This is a genomic window from Sphingomonas baiyangensis, from assembly GCF_005144715.1.
In the GTDB taxonomy this organism is placed as follows: Bacteria; Pseudomonadota; Alphaproteobacteria; order Sphingomonadales; family Sphingomonadaceae; genus Sphingomonas; species Sphingomonas baiyangensis.
Window position 1 is genome coordinate 1,058,806 of the sequence record NZ_SWKR01000002.1, and the last position, 22,239, is coordinate 1,081,044.

The 22,239-nt window shown below is 68.6% G+C and carries 21 protein-coding genes; 15 read left to right on the forward strand and 6 right to left on the reverse strand.

Annotated features, from left to right (window positions below; all coding sequences use genetic code 11):
- Positions 1–53 precede the first annotated feature (53 nt).
- The 10 genes from FBR43_RS08345 to FBR43_RS08390 all read left to right on the forward strand — a co-directional run bounded on the left by FBR43_RS08345 (position 54) and on the right by FBR43_RS08390 (position 10,085).
- Positions 54–1,859 carry a cation:proton antiporter domain-containing protein gene (locus FBR43_RS08345; RefSeq protein ID WP_136942722.1) on the forward strand — a complete coding sequence of 602 codons (1,806 nt, stop codon included), beginning with the start codon at positions 54–56 and terminating at the stop codon, positions 1,857–1,859.
- Positions 1,860–1,930: 71 nt separating this feature from the next.
- On the forward strand, positions 1,931–2,299 hold the full coding sequence (locus tag FBR43_RS08350; RefSeq protein WP_136942723.1) for a LapA family protein: 369 nt from the start codon (positions 1,931–1,933) through the stop codon (positions 2,297–2,299).
- Positions 2,296–2,970, forward strand: coding sequence for an orotidine-5'-phosphate decarboxylase (pyrF, locus tag FBR43_RS08355; protein ID WP_136942724.1), 675 nt, complete (start codon positions 2,296–2,298; stop codon positions 2,968–2,970). Before FBR43_RS08350 ends, pyrF begins: the two co-directional genes overlap by 4 nt.
- A gap of 92 nt (positions 2,971–3,062) precedes the next feature.
- On the forward strand, positions 3,063–4,637 hold the full coding sequence (locus tag FBR43_RS08360) for a leucyl aminopeptidase family protein (protein ID WP_136942725.1): 1,575 nt from the start codon (positions 3,063–3,065) through the stop codon (positions 4,635–4,637).
- A 13-nt stretch (positions 4,638–4,650) separates the two neighbouring features.
- Positions 4,651–5,283 (forward strand): phosphoribosylanthranilate isomerase, encoded by a 633-nt coding sequence (locus FBR43_RS08365; protein WP_136942726.1) that lies wholly within the window; start codon positions 4,651–4,653, stop codon positions 5,281–5,283.
- A 63-nt stretch (positions 5,284–5,346) separates the two neighbouring features.
- Entirely contained in the window at positions 5,347–6,609 is a 1,263-nt protein-coding gene (trpB, locus tag FBR43_RS08370; RefSeq protein WP_136942727.1) for a tryptophan synthase subunit beta, read from the forward strand.
- Entirely contained in the window at positions 6,606–7,403 is a 798-nt protein-coding gene (gene trpA, locus FBR43_RS08375; RefSeq protein ID WP_136942728.1) for a tryptophan synthase subunit alpha, read from the forward strand. Before trpB ends, trpA begins: the two co-directional genes overlap by 4 nt.
- Positions 7,400–8,257: an acetyl-CoA carboxylase, carboxyltransferase subunit beta gene (accD, locus tag FBR43_RS08380; RefSeq protein WP_136942729.1), complete on the forward strand. Its 858-nt coding sequence runs from the start codon at positions 7,400–7,402 to the stop codon at positions 8,255–8,257. The genes trpA and accD overlap by 4 nt, the downstream gene beginning before the upstream one ends.
- A 25-nt stretch (positions 8,258–8,282) precedes the next feature.
- A complete protein-coding gene (locus FBR43_RS08385) occupies positions 8,283–9,590 on the forward strand; it encodes a bifunctional folylpolyglutamate synthase/dihydrofolate synthase (RefSeq protein WP_136942730.1) in 1,308 nt (435 codons plus the stop codon).
- 66 nt (positions 9,591–9,656) lie between these two features.
- Positions 9,657–10,085 (forward strand): DUF6628 family protein, encoded by a 429-nt coding sequence (locus FBR43_RS08390; RefSeq protein WP_136942731.1) that lies wholly within the window; start codon positions 9,657–9,659, stop codon positions 10,083–10,085.
- Here the strand turns inward: FBR43_RS08390 and FBR43_RS08395 are convergent.
- Positions 10,057–11,727: an AmpG family muropeptide MFS transporter gene (locus FBR43_RS08395; protein WP_249276510.1), complete on the reverse strand. Its 1,671-nt coding sequence runs from the start codon at positions 11,725–11,727 to the stop codon at positions 10,057–10,059. The two genes, FBR43_RS08390 and FBR43_RS08395, sit on opposite strands and share 29 nt — an antisense overlap.
- Positions 11,728–11,783: 56 nt before the next feature.
- On the opposite strand from FBR43_RS08395, the gene FBR43_RS08400 reads away from it, so the two are divergent.
- Positions 11,784–12,917 (forward strand): aromatic ring-hydroxylating oxygenase subunit alpha, encoded by a 1,134-nt coding sequence (locus FBR43_RS08400; RefSeq protein ID WP_136942732.1) that lies wholly within the window; start codon positions 11,784–11,786, stop codon positions 12,915–12,917.
- Here FBR43_RS08400 and FBR43_RS08405 read toward each other — a convergent pair.
- Complete coding sequence (locus FBR43_RS08405) at positions 12,914–13,345, reverse strand: response regulator transcription factor (protein WP_136942733.1); 432 nt, start codon at positions 13,343–13,345, stop codon at positions 12,914–12,916. The genes FBR43_RS08400 and FBR43_RS08405 overlap by 4 nt on opposite strands.
- A gap of 153 nt (positions 13,346–13,498) precedes the next feature.
- On the opposite strand from FBR43_RS08405, the gene FBR43_RS08410 reads away from it, so the two are divergent.
- The 3 genes from FBR43_RS08410 (at position 13,499) to FBR43_RS16150 (ending at position 15,622) form a co-directional block, all read left to right on the forward strand.
- The gene (locus FBR43_RS08410; protein ID WP_317128319.1) at positions 13,499–14,842 is read left to right on the forward strand and encodes a pseudouridine synthase; all 1,344 of its coding nucleotides are present in this window, start codon (positions 13,499–13,501) and stop codon (positions 14,840–14,842) included.
- Positions 14,842–15,378, forward strand: a complete 537-nt coding sequence (rsmD, locus tag FBR43_RS08415; RefSeq protein WP_136942735.1) for a 16S rRNA (guanine(966)-N(2))-methyltransferase RsmD — start codon at positions 14,842–14,844, stop codon at positions 15,376–15,378. The genes FBR43_RS08410 and rsmD overlap by 1 nt, the downstream gene beginning before the upstream one ends.
- Before the next feature lie 76 nt (positions 15,379–15,454).
- Entirely contained in the window at positions 15,455–15,622 is a 168-nt protein-coding gene (locus tag FBR43_RS16150; RefSeq protein WP_169542550.1) for a hypothetical protein, read from the forward strand.
- A gap of 4 nt (positions 15,623–15,626) precedes the next feature.
- Here FBR43_RS16150 and FBR43_RS08420 read toward each other — a convergent pair whose 3' ends face one another.
- From FBR43_RS08420 to carA, 4 genes are all read right to left on the reverse strand, one after another.
- Positions 15,627–16,265, reverse strand: a complete 639-nt coding sequence (locus FBR43_RS08420) for a rhomboid family intramembrane serine protease (RefSeq protein WP_136942736.1) — start codon at positions 16,263–16,265, stop codon at positions 15,627–15,629.
- Between the two features lie 4 nt (positions 16,266–16,269).
- Positions 16,270–16,746 (reverse strand): transcription elongation factor GreA, encoded by a 477-nt coding sequence (greA, locus tag FBR43_RS08425; RefSeq protein ID WP_136942737.1) that lies wholly within the window; start codon positions 16,744–16,746, stop codon positions 16,270–16,272.
- A gap of 77 nt (positions 16,747–16,823) precedes the next feature.
- Positions 16,824–20,147 (reverse strand): carbamoyl-phosphate synthase large subunit, encoded by a 3,324-nt coding sequence (gene carB / locus FBR43_RS08430; RefSeq protein WP_136942738.1) that lies wholly within the window; start codon positions 20,145–20,147, stop codon positions 16,824–16,826.
- Between the two features lie 204 nt (positions 20,148–20,351).
- Positions 20,352–21,611, reverse strand: a complete 1,260-nt coding sequence (gene carA / locus FBR43_RS08435) for a glutamine-hydrolyzing carbamoyl-phosphate synthase small subunit (RefSeq protein ID WP_136942739.1) — start codon at positions 21,609–21,611, stop codon at positions 20,352–20,354.
- 141 nt (positions 21,612–21,752) lie between these two features.
- Between carA and FBR43_RS08440 the strand changes: the two genes are divergently transcribed.
- Complete coding sequence (locus FBR43_RS08440; protein WP_136942740.1) at positions 21,753–22,205, forward strand: GatB/YqeY domain-containing protein; 453 nt, start codon at positions 21,753–21,755, stop codon at positions 22,203–22,205.
- Positions 22,206–22,239 lie beyond the last annotated feature (34 nt).

A 22,239-nucleotide genomic window follows, 5' to 3' on the forward strand; every position in this document is an offset into this window, starting at 1 on the left:
TTTTTGTGCCCCGCGCATGACAAGCCGGGGCGTGCATGCTTTAGGGTAGCCGCATGGCCCTAGATCTTCAGAACAGCGGCATCTCCGACGCGCTCGTCATCCTCGGCGCGGCGGGGCTGGTGATCCCGGCGTTCGCACGCTTCAAGATCTCTCCGGTCATCGGCTTCATCCTGGTCGGCATCCTCGTCGGCCCCAATGCGCTGGGGTCGATGATCGGTTCGGTGCCGTGGCTCTATTACGTCACCATCTCCGATCCCGAGGCCATCGCGCCCTTCGCCGAGTTCGGCATCATCCTGCTTTTGTTCACCATCGGCCTCGAGCTGTCGCTCAAGCGACTCTGGGCGATGCGCGGCATGGTGTTCGGCATCGGCGCCGCCGAGTTGCTGGTATCGGGGCTGCTGATCGGCTTTGCGCTGCATCTGCTCGGCCAGCCCTGGGGCGGCGCGATCGGGCTGGGACTGGCGCTGGCGCTATCGTCGACCGCGCTCGTGCTGCCGATCGCGGGCATGCATTCGGCAGTGGGGCGCGGCGCCTTCGCGATGCTGCTGTTCGAGGATGTGGCGCTGGTGCCGATCATCTTCATGCTCGGCGCGCTTGCGCCCACTGCTACCAGCGAAGGCTGGAAGGGGCTCACCGAAGTGGCGATCGCCGGCGGGCTTACCGTCGTCGGGCTGTATCTGGCGGGGCGCTTCATCCTGCCGCGGATGTTCGCGCAGGCGGCGCGCACCAAGAGCCCCGAACTGTTCCTCGCGGCATCGCTGCTGGTGGTCATCGCCGCCAGCCTTGCCACCGGCGCGGCCGGGCTGTCGCCGATCGTCGGCGCGCTGCTTGCCGGCCTGCTGATCGCCGAGACCGAATATCATGGCGAGGTTGAGGCGATCACCGCGCCGTTCAAGGGCCTCGCGCTCGGCGTGTTCCTGATCTCGGTGGGCATGGCGCTCGATCTGCGCCTCGTCGCGCGCTACTGGCCCGAGCTGCTCGCGGCGATCGCCGGGGTGATGGCGGTCAAGGCGATCGTCACGATGCTGCTGCTGCGCCTTGCCGGCGCGCGGCCCGGTACGGCGGCCGAAACGGGCGTGCTGATGGCGAGCCCCTCGGAAACCACGCTGATCGTGCTCGGCACCGCGACCGCCGCGGGGCTAATCCAGCCCTCGACCGCGGCGTTCTGGACGACGGTGACGGCGATCGGCCTCACGATCACGCCGCTGCTCGCCAAGGGCGGGCGGCTGATCGCGCGCCAGATCGAGAAGCGCACCGCCGATGCCGTGACCGCCGCCGAAGTGGCAGGCGATCGCACCGCGCACGGCACCGTCATCATCGGCTTCGGGCGCGTTGGCCGCACCGTGGCCGAGATGCTGCGGATGCACGACAAGCCCTATCTGGCGATCGACGCCGATATCGACGTGGTCAACGAGGCGCGGCTCGCCGGCTACAATGTCGAGTTTGGCGACGTCGCACGCAGCGACATGGTCGACCGGCTCAACCTTGGTCATGCCAAGGCGCTGATCGTGACGATGGACGATCCGGTACAGAGCGTGCGGCTGACGCGCCGCGTGCGCGGCTGGGTGCCCGAGCTGCCGATCATCGTGCGCGCGCGCGATGCCGCGCACGCGGCGCAACTCTACAAGGCGGGCGCCACCGACGCGGTGCCCGAGGCGCTCGAAAGCTCGCTGCAACTCTCGGAGGCGGTGCTCGTCGACCTGGGCGTGGCGGTGGGGCCGGTGATCGCCTCGATCCACGAGAAGCGCGACGAGATGCGCCGCGCGATCAAGGCCGCCGCGGATCTTGATCGCGAGCCGCGCATCCGCAAGCTGCGCAGCGCCGCCCCCGCCGACGGCAGCGCCACCGCGCCGCGCTGAGACGGCGCATTGCCCGGCGCGCGCCACGCGCCTAAGCTGACGATCGCACGACCGGGGAGGCTTTGGCGCCGATGCAGTTTTTACGAACGCTGATGTGGGTGCTGCTTGCGGTGCTGGCGGTCGCCTTCTCGTTCAACAACTGGACGGTAGTGGCGGTGCGGCTGTGGGGCGGGCTGGTGGCCGATATCAACCTGCCGCTGCTGCTCGCCATCGCCGGCGCGGTCGGCTTCGTGCCGCTCTACCTGTATCATCTGGCGGCCACGTGGCGGCTGAGGAACCGGATCGCCTCGCTCGAACGCGCGACGGCGGACATGTCGGCAGCGCCCGCCGCACCACCGGCGCTGGCGCCGGGCGACACCGCAGTGACGGTGCCGGTGGCTTCGGCAGCTACCTCGGACCCGGCGGTCGATCCCGCGCCGGCGGAACCGGCGCGCCCATGAGCACGCGCATCTATGTAGCGCTCGACACGCCGATGCTCGAGCAGGCGCGGACGATCGCGACGCGCGTGCGGCATCATGTCGGCGGCATCAAGCTCGGGCTCGAATTCTTCATGGCGAACGGGCGCGCGGGCGTGCGCGAAATGGCCGAGATCGGTCTGCCGATCTTCCTCGACCTCAAGTTTCACGACATTCCCAATACTGTCGCCAAGGCGATCCAGGCGCTGCGCCCGCTCGAGCCGGCGATCCTGACGGTGCATGCTGCCGGCGGTCGCGCGATGATGGAGGATGCCAAGGCGGCGGCGGCCACAGGCACCAGGGTGGTGGCGGTGACGATGCTCACCAGCCTCGACGGGCCAGACCTCAAATCGATCGGCCTCGCGCCCGATCCGCATGAGCAGGTGGTGCGCCTGACCGAACTGGCGCGCGAGGCGGGGATCGACGGCGTGGTGTGCTCGGGCGCCGAGGTCGGCGCGGCGAAGGCGGCATGGCCGCAGGGCTTCTTCGTGGTGCCCGGCGTACGACCTGCCGATGGTGCGCATGGCGACCAGAAACGCGTCGTCACGCCGCGCGCCGCGCTCGACGCCGGCGCCTCGATCCTCGTCATCGGCCGGCCGATCACGCAGGCCGAGGATCCCGATCAGGCCGCCCGCGCGATCGAGGCGACACTCTAAGCCCGCTTGACTCGCCGCGAGCGTGCGGCATCGTGCGACATCATATCCTCGGCGCAATCGCGCCATCCCTGCCCTGTTCGATGGAGAATCCGATGCGTCGTCCGCTCATCACGACTGCCGCCAGCCTCGCGCTACTCGCGACCCCGGCACTGGCACAGACCGAGCGCGCGCCGGTGAGCAGCGGGGTAGTACCCGCCGAGGTCGCCAACACCGCCGAGCGGCCGATCCGCTTTGCCGCCACGGCACCGGCAGGCGGCGTGCTCGCGATCCCGATGGCGGGCGCCGCCGACACTGTGCGTGTGCCCGCTGCGATCGCCGCTGCCGTGCAGAGCGCCGTCGCCAGCGCGAAGTTCGAGGCCGGGGCCAATGCGACGCTCGATCTCTATGGCGTGGGCGGCTATGATCGCGTGATGCTGGTGGGCGTTCCCACGGGCAGCCTGAGCGCGGTGCAGCTTGCCGATCTGGGCGGCAGCGTCGCGCAGGCGACGGCGACATCGGCGACGCCCGTCGCGATCCTCACCGCCGGCCTGCAAAGCGCGGTCGCGACGCCCGCCGCGCATGTGGCGCGCGGCGTGGGGCTGGGGCAGTATCGCTTCGACCGTCTCAAGACCGTTGATCGTACCACCGCGAACGCGCAGCCGATCGTGATCGTCGCGGGCGACGATGCGGCACAGGCCTATGCGCGCGACCATGCCGGACTGGTCGACGGCGTGCGGATGACGCGCGATCTCATCACGATGCCATCGAACCTCAAATATCCCGAGAGCTTCGTCGCGATTGCGCGCGCGATGTTCGAGGGCGTGCCCAACACGCGCATCACCGTGCTCGACGAGCCGCAGATGCGGCGGCTCAACATGGGTTCGATCCTGTCGGTCTCGCAGGGGTCGAGCCGGCCGGCGCGGATGATGATCGTCGAGTATCGCGGCGGCGGGGACGCCGCGCCGCTCGCGCTGATCGGCAAGGGCATCACGTTCGACAGCGGCGGCATCTCGCTGAAGCCCGGCGCGGGAATGGAGGACATGCGCGGCGACATGTCGGGCGCGGCGGCAGTGATCGGCGGCGTGCTGGCGGCGGCGAAGCGCGGCGCGCGCGCCAATGTGGTGGCGATCGCGGCGCTGGCCGAGAACATGCCCGGCGCCAATGCCAGCCGCCCCGGCGACGTCGTGCGCACGATGAACGGCCGCACGATCGAGATCATCAGCACCGATGCAGAGGGCCGCATGGTGCTGGCCGACGCCAACCAGTATGCGATCGACCGCTACAAGCCCGCCGCCGTCGTCAACATCGCGACGCTCACCGGCGCGATCGTGACCGCGCTGGGCGACGACTATGCCGGCCTGTTCGCCCGCGACGAGGCTCTGGCCGACCGGATCGAGGCGGCAGCGGCAAGCTCGGGCGATCCGGTGTGGCGGATGCCGCTGCATCCGAGCTATGCCGAGGACATGGCCTCGCCGATCGCCGACATCGCCAATGCCGTGCGTATCCCGGGCGCCGGCGCCGGGCGCGGCGCGCATTTCATCGGGTTCCTGACGCCCGAGCCGACGCCATGGGCGCATATCGACATGGCGGGCATGGATTCGTCGAGCGGCACGCCGACTGCGCCCAAAGGCGCGCCGGGCTTCGGCGTGCGGCTGTTCGACGACCTGATCCGCAGCTACGAGCGATGATCGCGCCGCGCCGATGACGGGCGCCAAGATCTGTGGTCTCAGCGACCCCGCCACGCTCGATGCGGCAGTAGCGGGTGGCGCCAGCAATGTCGGCTTCGTGTTCTTCGCGCCCTCGCCGCGCGACCTGCCGTTCGATCGCGCTGCGGGGCTGGCGGCGCGGGTGCCGGAGCATGTCGGCATCGTCGGCGTGTTCGTCGATCCCGACGATGCACTGATCGACGCGGCGGTGGCGGCGGGGAGCCTGACCGCGATCCAGTTGCACAAGACCGCGCCCCCGCGCATCGCCGAGCTTCGCCGGCGCACCGGCCGCGAAACCTGGGCGGCACTGGCGGTAAAGACGCGCGCCGATCTCGACGGCGCGCGCGCGCTGGCGCAGGCGGCCGATCGCATCCTCTACGACGCCAAGACGCCCGAGGGCGCGGCGCTGCCCGGCGGCATGGGGCTGCGCTTCGACTGGGAGCTGCTGCGCGGCTTCGCGCATCCGCTGCCCTGGGCGCTGTCGGGCGGCCTCGACGCGGGCAATGTCGGCGAGGCGATCGAACGCACAGGCGCGCCGCTGGTCGACGTGTCGTCGGGCGTCGAGACCGCGCCGGGCGTGAAGGACGCTGGCAAGATTGCGGCTTTCCTGAAGGCGGTGCGGCGCTAGCGGCGGGCGTGGCCTTTCGCCACCTCGACACGCTGCATCGCCACGGGTAAGCGCTCGGCCATCATGAACGCCCCCAACAGCTTTCGCACGCAGCCCCCCGAGCAGGCGAACAGCCTGCGGCAACAGCCCGACGAGCGCGGCCATTTCGGCGCCTATGGCGGCCGCTACGTCGCCGAAACGTTGATGCCGCTGGTGCTCGATCTCGAACGCGAATATCGCGCCGCCAAGGCCGACCCGGCCTTTCAGGCGCAGTTCGACGATCTGCTCGAACATTATGTCGGCCGCCCCAGCCCGCTCTATTTCGCCGAGCGGCTGACCGAGGCGCTTCGCGACGGCGCCGAGCCGGGCATGGGGGCCGAGGTCTGGTTCAAACGCGACGAACTCAACCATACCGGCGCGCACAAGATCAACAATTGCGTCGGCCAGATCCTGCTGGCGATGCGGATGGGCAAGACGCGCATCATCGCCGAGACCGGCGCGGGCCAGCATGGCGTTGCCACCGCGACCGTCTGCGCGCGCTTCGGCCTGCCCTGCGTCGTCTATATGGGCGCGCGCGATATCGAGCGGCAGCAGCCCAACGTGTTCCGCATGAAGCTGCTCGGCGCCGAAGTGCGGCCCGTGACCAGCGGCGCGGCGACACTCAAGGATGCGATGAACGAGGGGCTGCGCGACTGGGTCGCGAATGTCCACGACACCTTCTACCTGATCGGCACCGCCGCCGGGCCGCATCCCTATCCCGAGCTGGTCCGCGATTTCCAGAGCGTGATCGGCCGCGAGGCACGCGCGCAGATGCTGGCGCGCACCGGCCGCCTGCCTGATCTGCTGGTGGCGGCGATCGGCGGCGGATCGAACGCGATCGGGCTGTTCCATCCCTTCCTCGACGATGCCGACGTGGCGATGCTGGGCGTGGAAGCGGCGGGCCACGGGCTCGATCGCGAACATGCCGCATCGCTCAACGGCGGCGCGCCAGGCGTGCTCCACGGCAACAAGACCTATCTGCTCCAGGACGATGACGGCCAGATCACCGAGGGGCATTCGATCTCGGCGGGGCTCGATTATCCGGGCATCGGCCCCGAACATGCCTGGCTCAACGATATCGGCCGCGTCGAATATACCGCGATCACCGACACAGAGGCGCTCGACGCCTTCCAGCTCGTGTGCCGCACCGAAGGCATCATCCCCGCGCTCGAACCGAGCCACGCCATCGCTGCGGTGGCCAAGCGTGCGCGGACGATGCGCGCCGACCAGATCATCCTCGCCAATATGTGCGGGCGCGGCGACAAGGATATCTTCACCGTAGCGACGGCGCTGGGAGTGGAGATGTGAATCGCCTCGCCTCCGCCTTCCCTGCCGATCGCGCGGCACTGGTGGCGTTCGTGACGGCGGGTGATCCGTCGCCGGCCGTGACGCCTGCGATCCTCGATGCGCTGGTGGCCGGCGGCGCCGACGTGATCGAGCTGGGGATGCCGTTCACCGATCCGATGGCCGATGGCCCCGCGATCCAGGCGGCGAACATCCGCAGCCTGGGCGCGGGCACCGCCACCGCCGACATCCTGACCATCGCGACAGATTTTCGCGCGCGCCACGCCGATGTGCCGCTGGTGCTGATGGGCTATGCCAATCCGATGCTGCGCCGGGGGGCGCAATGGTTCGCGACGGCTGCCGCCGAAGCCGGCGTCGACGGCGTCATCTGCGTCGATGTGCCGCCCGAGGAGGACGGCGCGCTCGGCCCCGCGCTGCGCGATGCGGGGCTGGATTTCATCCGCCTCGCTACGCCGACTACCGACGCGGCGCGCCTGCCTGCCGTGCTCGATGCCGCTTCGGGCTTCGTCTATTATGTCTCGGTCGCGGGCATCACCGGCTTGCAGCAGGCGGTACAGACCTCGATCGACGAAGCGGTCGGGCGGCTGAAGGCGGCGACCGACCTGCCGATCGCCGTGGGCTTCGGCGTGCGCACGCCCGAACAGGCCGCCGCCATCGCGCGCGTGGCCGATGGCGTGGTGGTCGGCTCGGCGATCGTCGAGATCGTCGGCACGCATGGCGAAGCGGCGGCACCGCACGTCACCGAATATGTCCGGTCGCTGCGAGCGGCGATCGATCAGAGCAGGAAACAGGCATGAGCTGGCTCAACCGCGTCCGCAACGCGATCGCATCGGTGGTCCCCGCCAAGGAGACGCCCGACAATCTGTGGCACAAGTGCAAGGGCTGCGGGCAGATGGTGTTCGTGAAGGAGTTCGAGGAGAATCTCCACGTCTGCCCCTTGTGCGAGCATCACCACCGCATCGGCCCGGCCGAGCGGTTCGCGTATCTGTTCGACCCCGGCACGTGCAAGCTGCTGCCGAGCCCGCGCGTGGCCGAGGATCCGCTCAAGTTTCGCGATTCGAAGCCCTATGCCGCGCGACTGAAGGCGGCACGCGCCGACACCGGCGACCAGGACGCCTTCGTCAGCGCGCGTGGGCTGATCGAGGGGCGGCGCGCCGTGGTGGGCGTGCAGAACTTCGCCTTCATGGGCGGATCGATGGGCCAGGCGGTGGGCGAAGGCTTCGTCGCCGGCGTGCAGGCCGCGATCGCCGCGCATGCGCCGTTCATCATCTTCAGCGCATCGGGCGGCGCGCGGATGCAGGAAGGCATTCTCAGCCTCATGCAGATGCCGCGCACGACCGTGGCAATCGAGATGCTGCGCGATGCCGGGCTGCCCTATATCGTCGTGCTCACCGATCCCACATCCGGCGGCGTCATGGCCGCCTATGCGATGCTGGGCGACGTGCAGATCGCCGAGCCCAAGGCGACGCTGGCGTTCACCGGCCGCCGCGTGATCGAGCAGACGATCCGCGAGAAGCTGCCCGACGATTTCCAGACAAGCGAATATTATCGCGACCATGGCCTCATCGACATGGTGGTGGCGCGCAAGGAACTGCGCGCGACGCTGGCGCGGCTGATCGACTATCTGTGCGCCGGCAAGGCCGCGGCCTGACCTTCCGGCTGCTCGCGCACGCACGATGGATCACGCCCGCTCCGCGCACCCCGGCGTGCAGGCCGCGCTCGACCGGCTGAGCGCGCTCGGCCCCGGCGCCGATGTGCTGGGGCTCGACCGGATCACGCGGCTGCTTGCGCGGCTGGGCGATCCGCACCATGCGCTGCCGCCGGTGTTCCATGTGGCGGGCACCAACGGCAAGGGATCGACCTGCGCGTTCCTGCGCGCGGGGCTCGAGGCGGCGGGATATCGCGTCCATGTCTATACCAGCCCGCATCTGGTCCGCTTCAACGAGCGTATCCGCGTGGCGGGCACGCTGATCGACGACGAGAGGCTGGCGGCACTGCTGGGCGAAGTGCTCGATGCCGGCGGCGATATCGGCGCGAGCTTCTTCGAGGTGACGACGGCGGTGGCATTCCTCGCCTTTGCCCGCACGCCCGCCGATGCCTGCGTGATCGAGGTGGGGCTGGGCGGCCGGCTCGACGCGACCAACGTGCTCGCTGCGCCGGCGGTGTGCGGCATTGCGCAGCTCGGCATCGATCATCAGGCGTTCCTCGGTGACACGATCGAGGCGATCGCCGCCGAGAAGGCCGGCATCGCCAAACCGGGCGTGCCGCTGGTGACGCCGGCCTATGCCGCACCCGTCGCGGCGATCGTCGCAAATGTGGCGGGCATGGCGGGCGCGCCGCTGCATGTCGAGGGCCGCGACTGGCGCTGGCAACCGGAGGGCGACGGGCTGGCCTTCGACGATGGGGAGCGGCTTGCGCTTCCCGCCCCCGCGCTCGCCGGCGCGCATCAGCTGGCGAATTGCGCACTGGCGGCGGCGATGTTGCGGCGGCAGACGATGCTCGCCGTGCCCGACGACGCGCTGGCGGCGATGGCACGCGATGCGCGCTGGCCCGCGCGGATGCAGCGCCTCGCGACCGGGCCGCTGACGGCTCCGTTGGGGACAACGCGCGAAGTCTGGCTCGATGGCGGGCACAACCCGGCCGCGGCCGAGGCGCTGGCCCCCGCCCTTGCGCGCTTCGGCCCGAAAGGCGTCGACCTTATCCTGGGCATGCTCGCCAACAAGGATCCGCTCGGGCTGCTGGCCCCGCTCGCGCCGTCGATCGCCAGCGTGACCGCCATTCCCGTGCCGGATCATGCGAGCCACAGCCCCGATGCGCTGACGGCCGTCGCGCAGCAACTGGGCCTAGCAGCCGCGACCGCATCGTCGATCGATGCCGCCGTCGCGCATGTCGCGGCCCGGGGTTCCGCGCCGGCGGTCCTGATTGCCGGGTCCCTCTATCTGGCCGGCGAGGCGCTCGCACGAAACGACGAGCCACCGGCCTGACAATTATTGCGATTGACTATCAATAACAGATCGGCATGATCGCTGGCGAGCAACGGAGAGTCGCCTGTGACGTCGATCGCCCACCCCCTCGCCGCGGCGCTGCCGCATCTGCAACCGCATGATGCAGCCGGCCGGCTGCTGCTGTTCGGCATCCGCCAGATGGGCGCGCACGGCCTAAACGACGCGGCCTGCGCGCACGCCTTCGTCACCGCTTTCGGCAAGGATTTCCGCCGCCCGCTGGTGTTACTTCGCACGCTGATGCACGAGATGTCGCAGGCGGCGGCGGGGCCGATCCAGATCGCGCCGTGGTGCTGCCGGCGGATGACCGCGGGCGAAGCGGCGCTCCTGACGGTGCTGCGCCGGATCGACCGCGAGCCCGATGCCGCCGCGCTGCTGCTGTCGGACCTGCTCGGCGTGCGCGAACCCGCGTCCGTCGCGGTCAGCGCGCACCTGCTGGCGAGCGCATTCAGCGACCTGGGGCTGCCGCTGCGCTGAGATCGGTAGCGAGCGGCGCTTCGGCATCGGTGGGCTTGGGGGTACCGCGCCACCAATCGAGCAGCACCAACAGCACGGCAACGCCGCCCAGTCCTGCCGTCAGCAGGAAGATGTTGGCATAGCCATAGATGTCGATCGCCTCGCCCGTCGCCGCACGGCCGAGCGCGCCGACAAGGAACGTCATCGACGAGAGCAGCGCATATTGCACCGCGCTGTATTCACGCGACGTGATCGACGAGATGTAGGCGATGAACGCGGTGCCCGCGAGACCGCCGGCGATATTCTCGCCCGAGATGGTGAGCATCAGCCGTACCATGCGCGGGTCGGCGCCAAGCTGATCGAGCCACAACGCGCGCGCGAACGCATCGAGATTGGCGCCGCCCAGCGCCAGATCGGCATAGAGCAGGTTCGACAGCGCCGCGACGATGCCGCCGACCAGCAGCGTCGGCATCCGCCCCAGCGTTGCGAGCATCACGCCGCCGAGCGCCACGCCGGCGATCGTCATCAGCACGCCGAACAGCTTGGAGGCGAACGCCACCTCGTCGTTCGAATAGCCCATGTAATCGAGATAGAAGGGAAAGGCGAAGGGCGCCCAGATCGAATCGGCGATGCGATAGAGCAGGATCAGCGCGAGCACGAGCAGCGCCCCCCAGCGCAGCCGATCGACGATCTCGGCGAGCGGCAGGATGAGCGCGCGATAGCAGTGATCGGCCGCCGCCTGCGCGCCGCTTGCCGCTGTCTGCGTGCCCGGCGCTCCCGGCTGGCGGCGCGTCCAGCCCGAGACGAGCGCGGGGATGATGACGGTGGCGACGATGATCCACGGCCCCCAGCTGGTGGTGAACACGCCCGCCGAGGGCGCCGTCTCGCCCGGCGGCGGCACCAGTGCGGCCACCATGAAGTCGCCGAGCATGAAGATCGCCCAGCCCCAGCACACCGCCACGATGCCGAGCGCGATGGCGCGCTGGCGACGATCGGGCACGACATGGCCGGCAAGCGGCGCGGCCTCGTCGGCGCCGTCGCGCACCACTTCGGGCGTGAACAGCGTCATCGCCAGCGCGCCGAGCATCGCGAAGCCGAAGCCGACATAGACGGTCGGCCAGTCGAGCCTTGCCGCGAGCACCAGCGCCAGCGCGCCGCCCGCGAGCGCCGCGAAGCGGTTGCCGAGCTGGTAGATCGCCGACATGAGATCGACGGTCGCCACCTCGTCGGCCACCTCGATGCGCCATGCGTCGATCACCACGTCCTGCGTGGCCGAGAGGAACGCCGCGATCACAGCGATGGCGGCGAAGCTGCCGATCGCGGTGACGGGATCGGTGGCGGCGAGCATCCACAGCAGCACCGCGAGCGCGCCCTGGCACAGCACCAGCCACGAACGGCGGCGCCCCAGCCGCCCGAGCAATGGCAGCCGCGCGCGATCGACAAGCGGCGACCACAGGAACTTGAACGCATAGGCAAGGCCGATCCACGACAGCACGCCGATCGTCGCGAGGCTCACCTGCAATTCGCCGAGCCAGGCGTTGAGCGTGCCGATCAGCAGCACGAACGGCAGGCCCGAGGCGAACCCCAGCACCAGCATCGCCGCCATCTTGCGGTTCGAGAACGCCGCCTTGAGCAGCGCCCACCCCTTCACCTTCTCGCCCACCTTGCACCCTCGCTGTGAAGCCGCGACACTAGCGAAAACATCGGAGAAGGACAGCCATGAACGCGCGCGAACCGACGGCAGGGCAACGCGCGCTGGCGCGGGCGCTGGCCATGGAGCCGGCCGACGAACCCGGCGCGATCGCCAATGTCGATGCCGCGGCCTATACCGAGCCCGCGCGCTTCGCCGCCGAGCAAGCCGCCATCTTCGCGCGCGTGCCGCTCGTCATCGCTCCCTCGGCGCTGCTGCCCGAGCACAACATGGCGGTGCCGCATGACGGCTTCGGCAAGCCGCTGCTGCTGACGCGCGACGGCGACGGCACGGCGCATGTGTTCCTAAACGTCTGCCGCCATCGCGGCACGCGACTGGTCGAGGGCAGCGACGTCGTGCGCGCGCCGCAGCTGGTCTGCCCCTATCATGCATGGTCGTACGGCACCGACGGTGCGCTTGCGGGCGTGCCGCGCGGCGACACGTTTCCCGGCCTGTGCAAGGCCGATCTGGGCCTGCGCGAACTGCGCTGCGTCGAGGCCGGCGGGCTGATCTGGTTCGCGTTCGACGAAGGTGCCGACTTCGCCGACGCGCATATGCTGGCGCGCGATTTCGAGGCGTTCGACCTTGCCGGGCAGCATTGCTTCCGCCGCCGCACGCACGACGTGCGCGCCAACTGGAAGCTGGTGATGGACGCGTTCCTCGAAAGCTATCATGTCGCGCGCCTGCACGCGGGCACGATCGGGCGCTTCCTTCGGGACGGCGTTGCGCGGGCCGACGCCATCGGCCCGCATCAGCGATCGGCGGTGGGCCGCGCCGCCGCTGGCGAAGCGCTGGCGTCGAGCGACTGGGCCGTGCTGCGCGCCGCGATAACCTTCACCTACCAGCTGTTTCCCGGCACGATCCTCGTCGTCAGCCCCGATTACATCAACCTGATGATATTGATGCCGCAGGCGCACGACCGCGTGCTCGTCGAGGATTTCATGCTGATCCCGCAAGCGCCCGCGACCGACAAGGCGCTCGCGCATTGGGAAAGGAGCTGGGAGTTTCTCGACGGCGGGGTATTCGCCGCTGAGGATTTCCGCGCGGCCGAACTGGGCCAGCAAGGCCTCGCGTCGGGCGCCATCGAGCGGACGGTGCTCGGCACGCTCGAAAGCGGCATCCGCCGCTTCCACGACGCCGTAGAGGCGCAGCTCGCGCGCTAGGCCGCGCGCGCGAACAGGTTGAAGCTCTGCGGGAGCTTGCGCGGCTTGCCACCGTCGATCATCGTTTCGATAGCATCGATCGCCGCTAGCAGATCGCGCTGCGGATACGGCTTCGAGAGGCAGCCGGCGGCGAGTTCCCGCGCCTCGACGGGGCACCGTCCGGTGACGAACAGCACCTCGACCCCGCGCGAGCGCGCCACGCGCGCCACGTCGACGCCGCTGCCGTCGGCCAGGTTCACGTCGAGCAGCACGAGATGCAAATCCTCGGCCACGTCGAGCGCGGCGATGGCGGCGGCGACGCTGTCGATCGCGGCGACGACCTCGAACCCAGCATCGGTAAGAAAATGCTCGGTATCGAATGCCACGAGCGGTTCGTCCTCGATGACGAGGATCCGCGAGATACGCCGCTTCTTCCGCCCGAACAGCATGATATGGTTCGATTTCCCTGGACGACTCCAGCGCCTCGGCCGTCGTCGCGTAACAATCTACACCGTCGTCGCGATCCGCGCTGCACAATTTTTTGCCGCGCGGTGCAGGTTTGGACTATCAGAGCCGCCATGCCCCCGTCCAATCCCGATGCCGTGCATCGTATCGCAAAGCTGCTTGCCCGTGCCGGAATCGCGTCGCGCCGAGAGATCGAGCGGATGATCGCCGAAGGGCGCGTCGCGATCGACGGCACGCCGCTTGCCACGCCGGCAACACTGATAGCGTCGCTGCGCGGCGTCACCGTCGACGGCCAGCCCGTCGCGGCGCCGGCGCCCGCACGGCTGTTCCGCTTCCACAAGCCCGCCGGCGTGCTGACGACCGAGCGCGATCCCGCCGGGCGACGCACCATCTACGACATTCTGCCGCGCGATCTGCCGCGGGTGATGCCGGTGGGCCGGCTCGACCTCAACACCGAGGGGCTGTTGCTGCTCACCACCGACGGCGAGCTCAAGCGCCAGCTCGAACTGCCCGCGACGCAGGTGAAGCGCAGCTACCGCGCGCGCGCCTTCGGCGAGGTGAGCCAGGCGCAGCTCGAGGAGCTGATCGAGGGCATCGAGATCGACGGCATCCGCTACGGTTCGATCGACGCCAACCTCGAACGGCGGACGGGCGCCAACACCTGGATCGAGATGACGCTGACCGAGGGCAAGAACCGCGAGGTGCGCCGCGTGCTCGAGCATCTGGGGCTGCAGGTATCGCGGCTGATCCGCACGAGTTACGGGCCGATACCGCTGGCGGACATGCCGGTAGGGGCGATCGACGAGATCCGCCAGCACGACCTCATCCTGCTGCGCCGCGACCTGAAGCTCGCGCCCGACCGTCGCTCGGACAGCGCAGTCGGCACGCATGCGCTCCTGGCACGAGCGGCAGTCGAGCCCGACGCACCGCGCCGGCTTGGCGCTGCCGGCCAGACGCGCGCGACCGCGCGCGCGGATGCGACCCCCGCGAAAGCGCGGGTCGGACGCATCGAACGCAGCGGCGGCGACGCGCGGCCGGATCGAAGCGGGCGCAGCGCCAGTGGCGCGCGCCGCCCCGAACACGACCTGCGGCGCGGTGAACGTGGCGAACGCAGCGCGAGCCGGGAAGATCGGCCCGCGCAACCGCATCGCGAGCGCGGATCGGGCGCAGGCGACGGGCGACGTGAGCGCGGCCCGCGCGCGGAGCGTGCGACCGCCGCGCAGCGCCCGCAGCGTGGCAAGCCCACGCCTTCGCGAGGCAGCTTCGCCCGCGAGGAACGGCCTGCACCCGCAGAGCGCGGATCCGCACGCGGCGGTGGCGAGCGTGAGGCATCACGCCGCGCTCCCGCCCCGAAGTCCGACGCGCGTCGTCCTCACGGCACCGCGAAACCCGCTGCCGGGCGGAACGACCGGCCGCGCTTGCCCGGCGATGGCGCGCCACGGCCACCGCGTCCCGGCGGCAAGCCAGCGGGCAAGCGTTGATGCGAATCATCGCCGGCACATATCGCGGCCGCCCGCTCGCGGCGCCCAAAGGCGAGGCGACGCGCCCCACTGCCGATCGCGTGCGCGAGGCGCTGTTCTCGATGCTCGCCAGCCGCCTCGGCAGCTTTGAAGGCCTTGCGGTGGGCGACCTCTTCGCGGGGTCGGGCGCGCTCGGGCTCGAGGCGCTGTCCCGCGGCGCGGCCAGTTGCGTGTTCGTCGAACAGGATCGCGCCGCGCTCGATGCGTTGCGCGCCAATATCGCCAGGCTCGGGGTGAACGCAGATATCCGTGCGCAATCGGTACTTGCGCTCGGGCCGGCGCCGGCACCGCTCGACCTGATCCTCCTCGACCCGCCCTATGGCACCGGCGCGGCGATCGTTGCGCTCGAACGGCTGGGCCGGCTCGGCTGGATAGCGCCGGCGACATGGATCAGCATCGAGACGGGCGCGCGTGAGCCCGTGGCGGTCAAGGGCTTCGCGATCGATGCAGAGCGTGTGCACGGCAAGGCACGCCTGACGCTGCTGCGCATGGCCTGAGCGTCAGTTCAGCCCCTGGCAATCAGCGACGCGGCAGGCGGCTCGGCGTCGTCGGCATCAATCAGGGGAACATGCCATGCAGCGCTCGCGCCACCGCCGCCGGATCGTGTTCGCGACGTTGTTCGCCCTTTGCGGCGGCATCCTCGCGGCGCTGACGCACCCCGATGCGCGAAACGGAGCGATGGCCGATCGCATCGCGCACGCGGCCGAGCGCACCGGCGAATATCTGCGTCCACCCGTCTGAGCGATCAGGCGCGTTCCTGCCAGTGCCAGCGCAATAGTGGACGCGCGAGCGCCACGCCGGCGATGAAGCCGCCGACATGCGCGGCGCCCGCGATCGGCATGCCGGTGCCCGCGGTCATGAAACCCAGCAGCGCGTTGATGACGGTCCAGCCGGCGATCAGCCACGCCACCTGCACCGTGCGCGCGGAGAACGGGCCGATGGGTCGCGCGCGATTCTGGCCGTATAGCAGCGAATAGGCGCCGATCAGCGCCGATACCGCCCCGCTCGCGCCGATCATCGGCACTGCCGAGGATGGCATCAACAGCCAGTGCGCGGCAACCGATGCGACGGCGCCGACGAGATACAGCGTGACCACGCCCGCCGCGCCGAGCGCCCGCTCGGTCGCCACGCCGGCGAAGATCAGCATCACCAAATTGAACGCCAGGTGCAGCAGATTGCCGTGGATGAGCGTGGCGGTGAACGGCGTCAGCGCGGCAGGCAGCAAAAGGCCATCGTCGAGATAGGCGAGCGTGCCACCGAAGCGGGCGGGGATGAAACCGGCATAGACTGCCCAGTAATCGACCGAGCCGAACACGAAAATGGCGATCGAGGCGAGCACCGTCGCCGCCGCGATCGCGACGGTGGCGGGCGAACGGCCTTTCATCGGATCAGATGAACTCGATCTTCGACACCAGGTAATAACGGTCGCCCGACGGCACCGTCACTTCCACCTCGTCATCGACGCGGCGCCCGATGAGTGCGCGGCCAAGCGGCGAATTGTACGAGATGCGGCCTGACTTGGCGTCGGCCTCGGTCTGGCCGACGATCTGGTACCTGACGGGCTTCTCGTCCTCGTCATGCAGCGTGACGGTGGCGCCGAACACGATCTTGTCGCCCGAAAGATCACGCGGATCGATCACCTGCGCGCGGCTAAGCTTGTCCTCGATATCGGCGATCGATGCCTCGATCTGGCCCTGACGCTCCTTGGCGGCGTGATATTCGGCATTCTCCGAAAGGTCGCCATGCGCGCGCGCTTCCTCGATCGCGTCGACGATCTGCGGGCGTTCGATCTTCAGGCGCTTCAGTTCCGCGGTGAGCTTTTCATAGCCCTCCTGCAACATCGGCATCTTCTCGACGGTCGCCATATGCAGTCCTTCCATAGCCCCTTGTTCGCGCGGCCTACACCAGGTCCGCCCGCACACCGCTTGCCTTTATGAGGGGATCAATTGTGCGAGCGCGAATAATAGGACTGGAGCGAGCGCACTTCAAGAGACCGGCGTGCCAGCGCCTCGATCGCGCGCGCGGCCGCCACACTGGCTGAAGCCGTGGTGAAATAAGGCAATTTCTGCGCCAGCGCCGAACGCCGGATATCGGCCGAATCCTTGAGCGACTGCCAGCCTTCGGTGGTGTTGAAGATCAGGTCGATGCCGCCATCGAGAATGCGGTCGACGATGTGCGGACGCCCCTGCGCCACTTTGTTGACGCGCTCGACCGCGATCGCCTGCCCTGCGAGGAAATCGGCGGTGCCGCCCGTCGCGACGATGGTGAAGCCCATCTCGGCAAGCAGCTTCACGCCGGGGAGGATCACCGGCTTGTCGCTGTCCTTGACGCTCACGAACACGCTGCCCGATTGCGGCAGTACGACGCCGGCGCCCAGCTGCGACTTGGCAAAGGCGGTGGCGAAATCGCGATCGATTCCCATCACTTCGCCGGTCGACTTCATTTCGGGCGACAACACCGGATCGACGCCGGGGAAACGGGCGAAGGGAAATACGGCTTCCTTGATGGCGATATGATCGACCGCGCGATCGATGCCGCCCAGATCGGCGATCCGCTCACCCGCCATCACGCGGGCTGCATATTTGGCGATGGGCGCGCCGATCGCCTTGGCGACGAATGGCACGGTGCGGCTGGCGCGCGGATTGACCTCGATCAGATAGACCTGACCGTCCTTCACCGCGAACTGGATGTTCATCAGCCCGCGCACCCCCAGCGCGTGCGCCAGCACCTCGGTCTGGCGCTCGATCTCGGCGATCACGTCGGCGGGCAGGCTGTAGGGCGGCAGCGAGCAGGCACTGTCGCCCGAATGGACGCCGGCTTCCTCGATATGCTGCATGACGCCGGCCACGACCACATCGGTGCCGTCGCAGATCGCATCGACATCGACCTCGATCGCATCGCGCAGATACTGGTCGATCAATACCGGTGCGTCGCCCGATACTTGCACGGCAGTCTGGATATAGGCTTCGAGCTGCGGCGTACCGTCGACGATCTCCATCGCGCGGCCGCCCAGCACGTAGCTGGGGCGCATGAGCACGGGATAGCCGATCCGCTCGGCCACTGCGATCGCCTCTTCGCGGCTACGCGCGATGCCGTTGGCGGGCTGTTGCAGCTCGAGCTTCGAGATGAGCGCGGCGAAGCGCTCGCGATCCTCGGCAAGATCGATCGCATCGGGGCTGGTGCCGAGAATGGGGATGCCCGCCGCCTCTATTGCCTTGGCGAGGTTGAGCGGCGTCTGGCCGCCGAACTGGACGATCACGCCCACCAGCTCGCCATTGGCCTTTTCGGTCTCGAGGATCTCGAGCACGTCCTCGGCAGTCAGCGGCTCGAAATAGAGGCGGTCGGACGTGTCGTAATCGGTGCTCACCGTCTCGGGATTGCAGTTGACCATGATCGTCTCGAACCCGGCATCGGCGAGCGCGAAACAGGCGTGGCAGCAGCAATAGTCGAACTCGATGCCCTGCCCAATCCGGTTCGGCCCGCCGCCCAGGATAACGATCTTGCGCCGGTCGCTCGGCATCGCCTCGTCCTCGGGTTCGCCGAAGGCCGGCGCCTCGTAGGTCGAATACATATAGGGCGTGCGCGCCTCGAACTCGGCGGCGCAGGTATCGATGCGCTTGAAGACAGGCCGTACGCCGAGCTTGTGGCGCAACGCGCGCACCTCGCTCTCGTTGACGCCGCCCGACATCGCCTTCACCGCTTCGTGGATCAGCCCGCCGCGCGCGGGAAAGCGTTCGCGCAAGCCGACGCTCTCGACTGCGAGATAGGCGAGCCGCCGGTCGCTGAACCCCATCGCCTTCAGCCGCCGCATGCCGGCGGCATCGCGCGGCAGGCCGTTGGCGATCACTTCGCGCTCGGCCTCGATAATCTCGCGGATGCGGTTGAGAAACCACGGATCGTACTTGGCGATCGCGTGGACTTCCTCGACCGAGAAGCCCTCGCGCAGCGCCTGCGCGGCGACCAGCAGCCGGTCGGGCGTGGCGCGCGACAGCGCCGCCTCGATCTCGGCGCGCGGCGCGCCCTTCAGATGCTCGACATCGTTGAAGCCCGACAGCCCCGTCTCGAGTCCGCGCAGCGCCTTGTGCAGGCTCTCGTGGATCGAGCGGCCGATCGCCATCACCTCGCCTACCGATTTCATCGCAGTCGACAGGATCGGTTCGGCGCCCTTGAACTTCTCGAAGGCAAAGCGCGGAATCTTGGTGACGACGTAATCGATCGTCGGCTCGAAGCTTGCCGGCGTCGCGCCGGTAATGTCGTTCTCGATCTCGTCGAGCGTGTAGCCGACCGCGAGCTTGGCGGCGACCTTGGCGATCGGGAAGCCGGTGGCCTTCGACGCCAGCGCCGAGGAGCGGCTGACGCGCGGGTTCATCTCGATCACGATGAGGCGGCCGTCCTTCGGATTGACCGCGAACTGGACGTTCGAACCGCCCGTCTCGACGCCGATCTCGCGCAACACCGCGATGCTCGCGTTGCGCATGATCTGATATTCCTTGTCGGTCAGCGTCAGCGCGGGGGCCACGGTGATGCTGTCGCCGGTATGCACGCCCATCGGATCGATATTCTCGATCGCGCAGACGATGATGGCGTTGTCGGCGCGGTCGCGCACGACTTCCATCTCATATTCCTTCCAGCCGAGCAGCGATTCCTCGATCAGCACCTCGGTGGTGGGCGACGCGTCGAGGCCCTTGCGGACGATATCGACGAACTCCTCCTTGTTGTACGCCACGCCGCCGCCGGTGCCGCCCAATGTGAAGCTCGGGCGAATGATCGCGGGAAGCCCCGTCTTCTCAAGCCCTTCGAGCGCTTCCTCGACACTGTGCGCGATCGCCGAACGGGCGGATTCGAGCCCGATCCTGTCCATCGCGACACGGAATTTCTGCCGGTCCTCGGCCTTGTCGATCGCCTCGGCATCGGCGCCGATCATCTTGACGCCGTATTTTGCGAAGGTGCCGTCGTGGAACAACGCGAGCGCGGTGTTGAGCGCGGTCTGGCCGCCCATCGTGGGGAGTACCGCGTCGGGGCGCTCCTTCTCGATGATGCGCGCGACGATCTCGGGCGTGATCGGCTCGACATAGGTCGCGTCGGCGAGCTCGGGATCGGTCATGATCGTCGCGGGGTTCGAATTGACGAGGACGACGCGATAGCCCTCCTCCTTCAACGCCTTGATCGCCTGCGTGCCCGAATAGTCGAACTCGCACGCCTGCCCGATGACGATAGGCCCCGCGCCGATGACGAGGATCGAGGAGATGTCGGTGCGTTTGGGCATATCAGTTTAGCGGCCGCTTAAAGAGGTATTGGATACGGGTTGTGTGCCCCGCCTCGACTACAGGGACCGTTGAGATCAGTTCCCAACCTTCGGCTCCCATCATGTCGAGAGCCTGAAAAATGTGCTTTCCGCGAAACTGGTCCTCTTCCCAGTAGCCGACATGGAAAGGCGGAAGAAGAGTGGCAGTGTTGTACTCCCACAGCTTCACGCGCGGTTCTCCAACATCCCCACGAACCGCTCGAACAGGTAGAAGCTGTCCTGCGGCCCCGGCGACGCCTCGGGGTGGTATTGCACGCTGAACGCGGGGCGGTCGGTGAGTTCGAAGCCGGCGTTGGAGCCGTCGAACAGCGACACGTGGGTCTCGCGCGCCGTCTCGGGCAGCGTTTCGGTCAGCACCGCGAAGCCGTGGTTCATGCTGGTGATCTCGACCACATTGTCGGACAGGCGCTTGACCGGGTGGTTGGCGCCGCGATGGCCCTGATGCATCTTGGTGGTCTTCGCCCCCACCGCCAGCCCGAGCAGCTGGTGGCCGAGGCAGATGCCGAACACCGGCAGCTTCTCGTCGAGCAGCCGGCGGATGACGGGGACGGCATATTCGCCCGTCGCGGCGGGATCGCCGGGGCCGTTCGATAGGAACACACCGTCGGGCGCGAGCGCCATCACCTCGTCATAGGTCGCGGTGGCGGGCAGTACCGATACGCGTGCACCGGCGGCAACGAGGTTGCGGAAGATGTTGCGCTTCGAGCCATAGTCGATCGCAACGACGTGGGGGCGGGCGTGCGGCGGGTTCTCGACTTCGCTCGAACCGAATGGCTTCTGTTCGGAACGGTTATCCCCCCCTCCGTTCGCTTCGAGCGAAGTCGAGAACGCGTCGGCGGTATCGGCATAGCCCTGCCCCAGCGTCCACAGTCCGCCCTGCCAGCCATAATGCATTTCGCACGACACCGCCTTGGCGAGGTCCATGCCCTCGAGCCCCGGCCAGGCGCGCGCCTGTTCGATCAGTGCGGGGATGTCGAACACGCCGTCGGCCGAATGCGCGATCACGCCGTTGGGCGCGCCGCCCAGGCGGATACGACGCGTCAGCGCGCGCGTGTCGATGCCAGCCAGGCCAATGCGGTTGTGCGCGCGCATCCAGTCGTCGAGCCGTTCGTTGCTGCGGAAATTGCTCGGCTCGGTCACGTCCTGGCGCACGATCATGCCCAGCGCGTGCGGATCGTCGGCTTCGACGTCATCGGCGTTGGTGCCGACATTGCCGATATGCGGGAAGGTGAAAGTGATGATCTGCCCGGCATAGCTGGGGTCGGTCATCACTTCCTGATAGCCCGTCATCGCGGTGTTGAAGCACACCTCGCCCACGGCCGCGCCCTCGGCACCGAAACCGCGGCCCCACAGCACTTCGCCCGACGCCAGCACCAAAGCCCCCGTTGCTCCATCCGGCATGCGCGAGGGGTTGGCGTCGGCCATGTACGGGCACTCCGATAGGTTGGTCTGGCGATGTCGCTAAGCCGTGGGCGCTACGCCGCCTGCCCGCCCCCGTCAACCGGGTGACGCCGCGCGCGTACGGCGCTATCGATCGCGGTTTACCGTTTTCCCGAAAGACCGCACATGATTCGCGACGACATCAAGACCGCGCTCGTCACTGCCATGAAGGGCGGCGACAAGGCCGGCACCGCCACGATTCGCCTGATCCAGTCGGCGATCAAGAACCGCGACATCGAGGCACGCACGCAGGCGCCGGTCGCCGACGACGACGTGCTGGTGGTCGAAGTGCTGCAGAAGATGGTCAAGCAGCGCCGCGAATCGATCGAGATGTACACGCAGGGCAACCGCCCCGAACTCGCCGCTGCCGAGGCCGCCGAGGTGACGGTCATCGAGCGCTTCCTGCCGCGCCAGATGGACGAGGGCGAGACGGCGGCGGCGATCGACGCGATCAAGACCGATCTCGGCGCCACCGGCATGAAGGACATGGGCCGCGTGATGGCCGAGTTGAAGGCACGCCACGGCCAGACGCTCGACATGAGCAAGGCGAGTGCCGCGGTGAAGGCGGCACTGGCCTGAGCGCGCCACGTCGCCGCGCATTCGTTCGCCTATT

Excerpts from the sequence above, each read along its gene's own strand:
- FBR43_RS08345 (WP_136942722.1), top strand. The coding sequence starts at position 54 with ATGGCCCTAGATCTTCAGAACAGCGGCATCTCCGACGCGCTCGTCATC.
- FBR43_RS08350 (WP_136942723.1), top strand. The coding sequence starts at position 1,931 with ATGCAGTTTTTACGAACGCTGATGTGGGTGCTGCTTGCGGTGCTGGCG.
- pyrF (WP_136942724.1), top strand. The coding sequence starts at position 2,296 with ATGAGCACGCGCATCTATGTAGCGCTCGACACGCCGATGCTCGAGCAG.
- FBR43_RS08360 (WP_136942725.1), top strand. The coding sequence starts at position 3,063 with ATGCGTCGTCCGCTCATCACGACTGCCGCCAGCCTCGCGCTACTCGCG.
- FBR43_RS08365 (WP_136942726.1), top strand. The coding sequence starts at position 4,651 with ATGACGGGCGCCAAGATCTGTGGTCTCAGCGACCCCGCCACGCTCGAT.
- trpB (WP_136942727.1), top strand. The coding sequence starts at position 5,347 with ATGAACGCCCCCAACAGCTTTCGCACGCAGCCCCCCGAGCAGGCGAAC.
- accD (WP_136942729.1), top strand. The coding sequence starts at position 7,400 with ATGAGCTGGCTCAACCGCGTCCGCAACGCGATCGCATCGGTGGTCCCC.
- FBR43_RS08385 (WP_136942730.1), top strand. The coding sequence starts at position 8,283 with ATGGATCACGCCCGCTCCGCGCACCCCGGCGTGCAGGCCGCGCTCGAC.
- FBR43_RS08400 (WP_136942732.1), top strand. The coding sequence starts at position 11,784 with ATGAACGCGCGCGAACCGACGGCAGGGCAACGCGCGCTGGCGCGGGCG.
- FBR43_RS08405 (WP_136942733.1), bottom strand. The coding sequence starts at position 13,345 with ATGCTGTTCGGGCGGAAGAAGCGGCGTATCTCGCGGATCCTCGTCATC.
- rsmD (WP_136942735.1), top strand. The coding sequence starts at position 14,842 with ATGCGAATCATCGCCGGCACATATCGCGGCCGCCCGCTCGCGGCGCCC.
- FBR43_RS16150 (WP_169542550.1), top strand. The coding sequence starts at position 15,455 with ATGCAGCGCTCGCGCCACCGCCGCCGGATCGTGTTCGCGACGTTGTTC.
- FBR43_RS08420 (WP_136942736.1), bottom strand. The coding sequence starts at position 16,265 with ATGAAAGGCCGTTCGCCCGCCACCGTCGCGATCGCGGCGGCGACGGTG.
- greA (WP_136942737.1), bottom strand. The coding sequence starts at position 16,746 with ATGGCGACCGTCGAGAAGATGCCGATGTTGCAGGAGGGCTATGAAAAG.
- carB (WP_136942738.1), bottom strand. The coding sequence starts at position 20,147 with ATGCCCAAACGCACCGACATCTCCTCGATCCTCGTCATCGGCGCGGGG.
- carA (WP_136942739.1), bottom strand. The coding sequence starts at position 21,611 with ATGGCCGACGCCAACCCCTCGCGCATGCCGGATGGAGCAACGGGGGCT.
- FBR43_RS08440 (WP_136942740.1), top strand. The coding sequence starts at position 21,753 with ATGATTCGCGACGACATCAAGACCGCGCTCGTCACTGCCATGAAGGGC.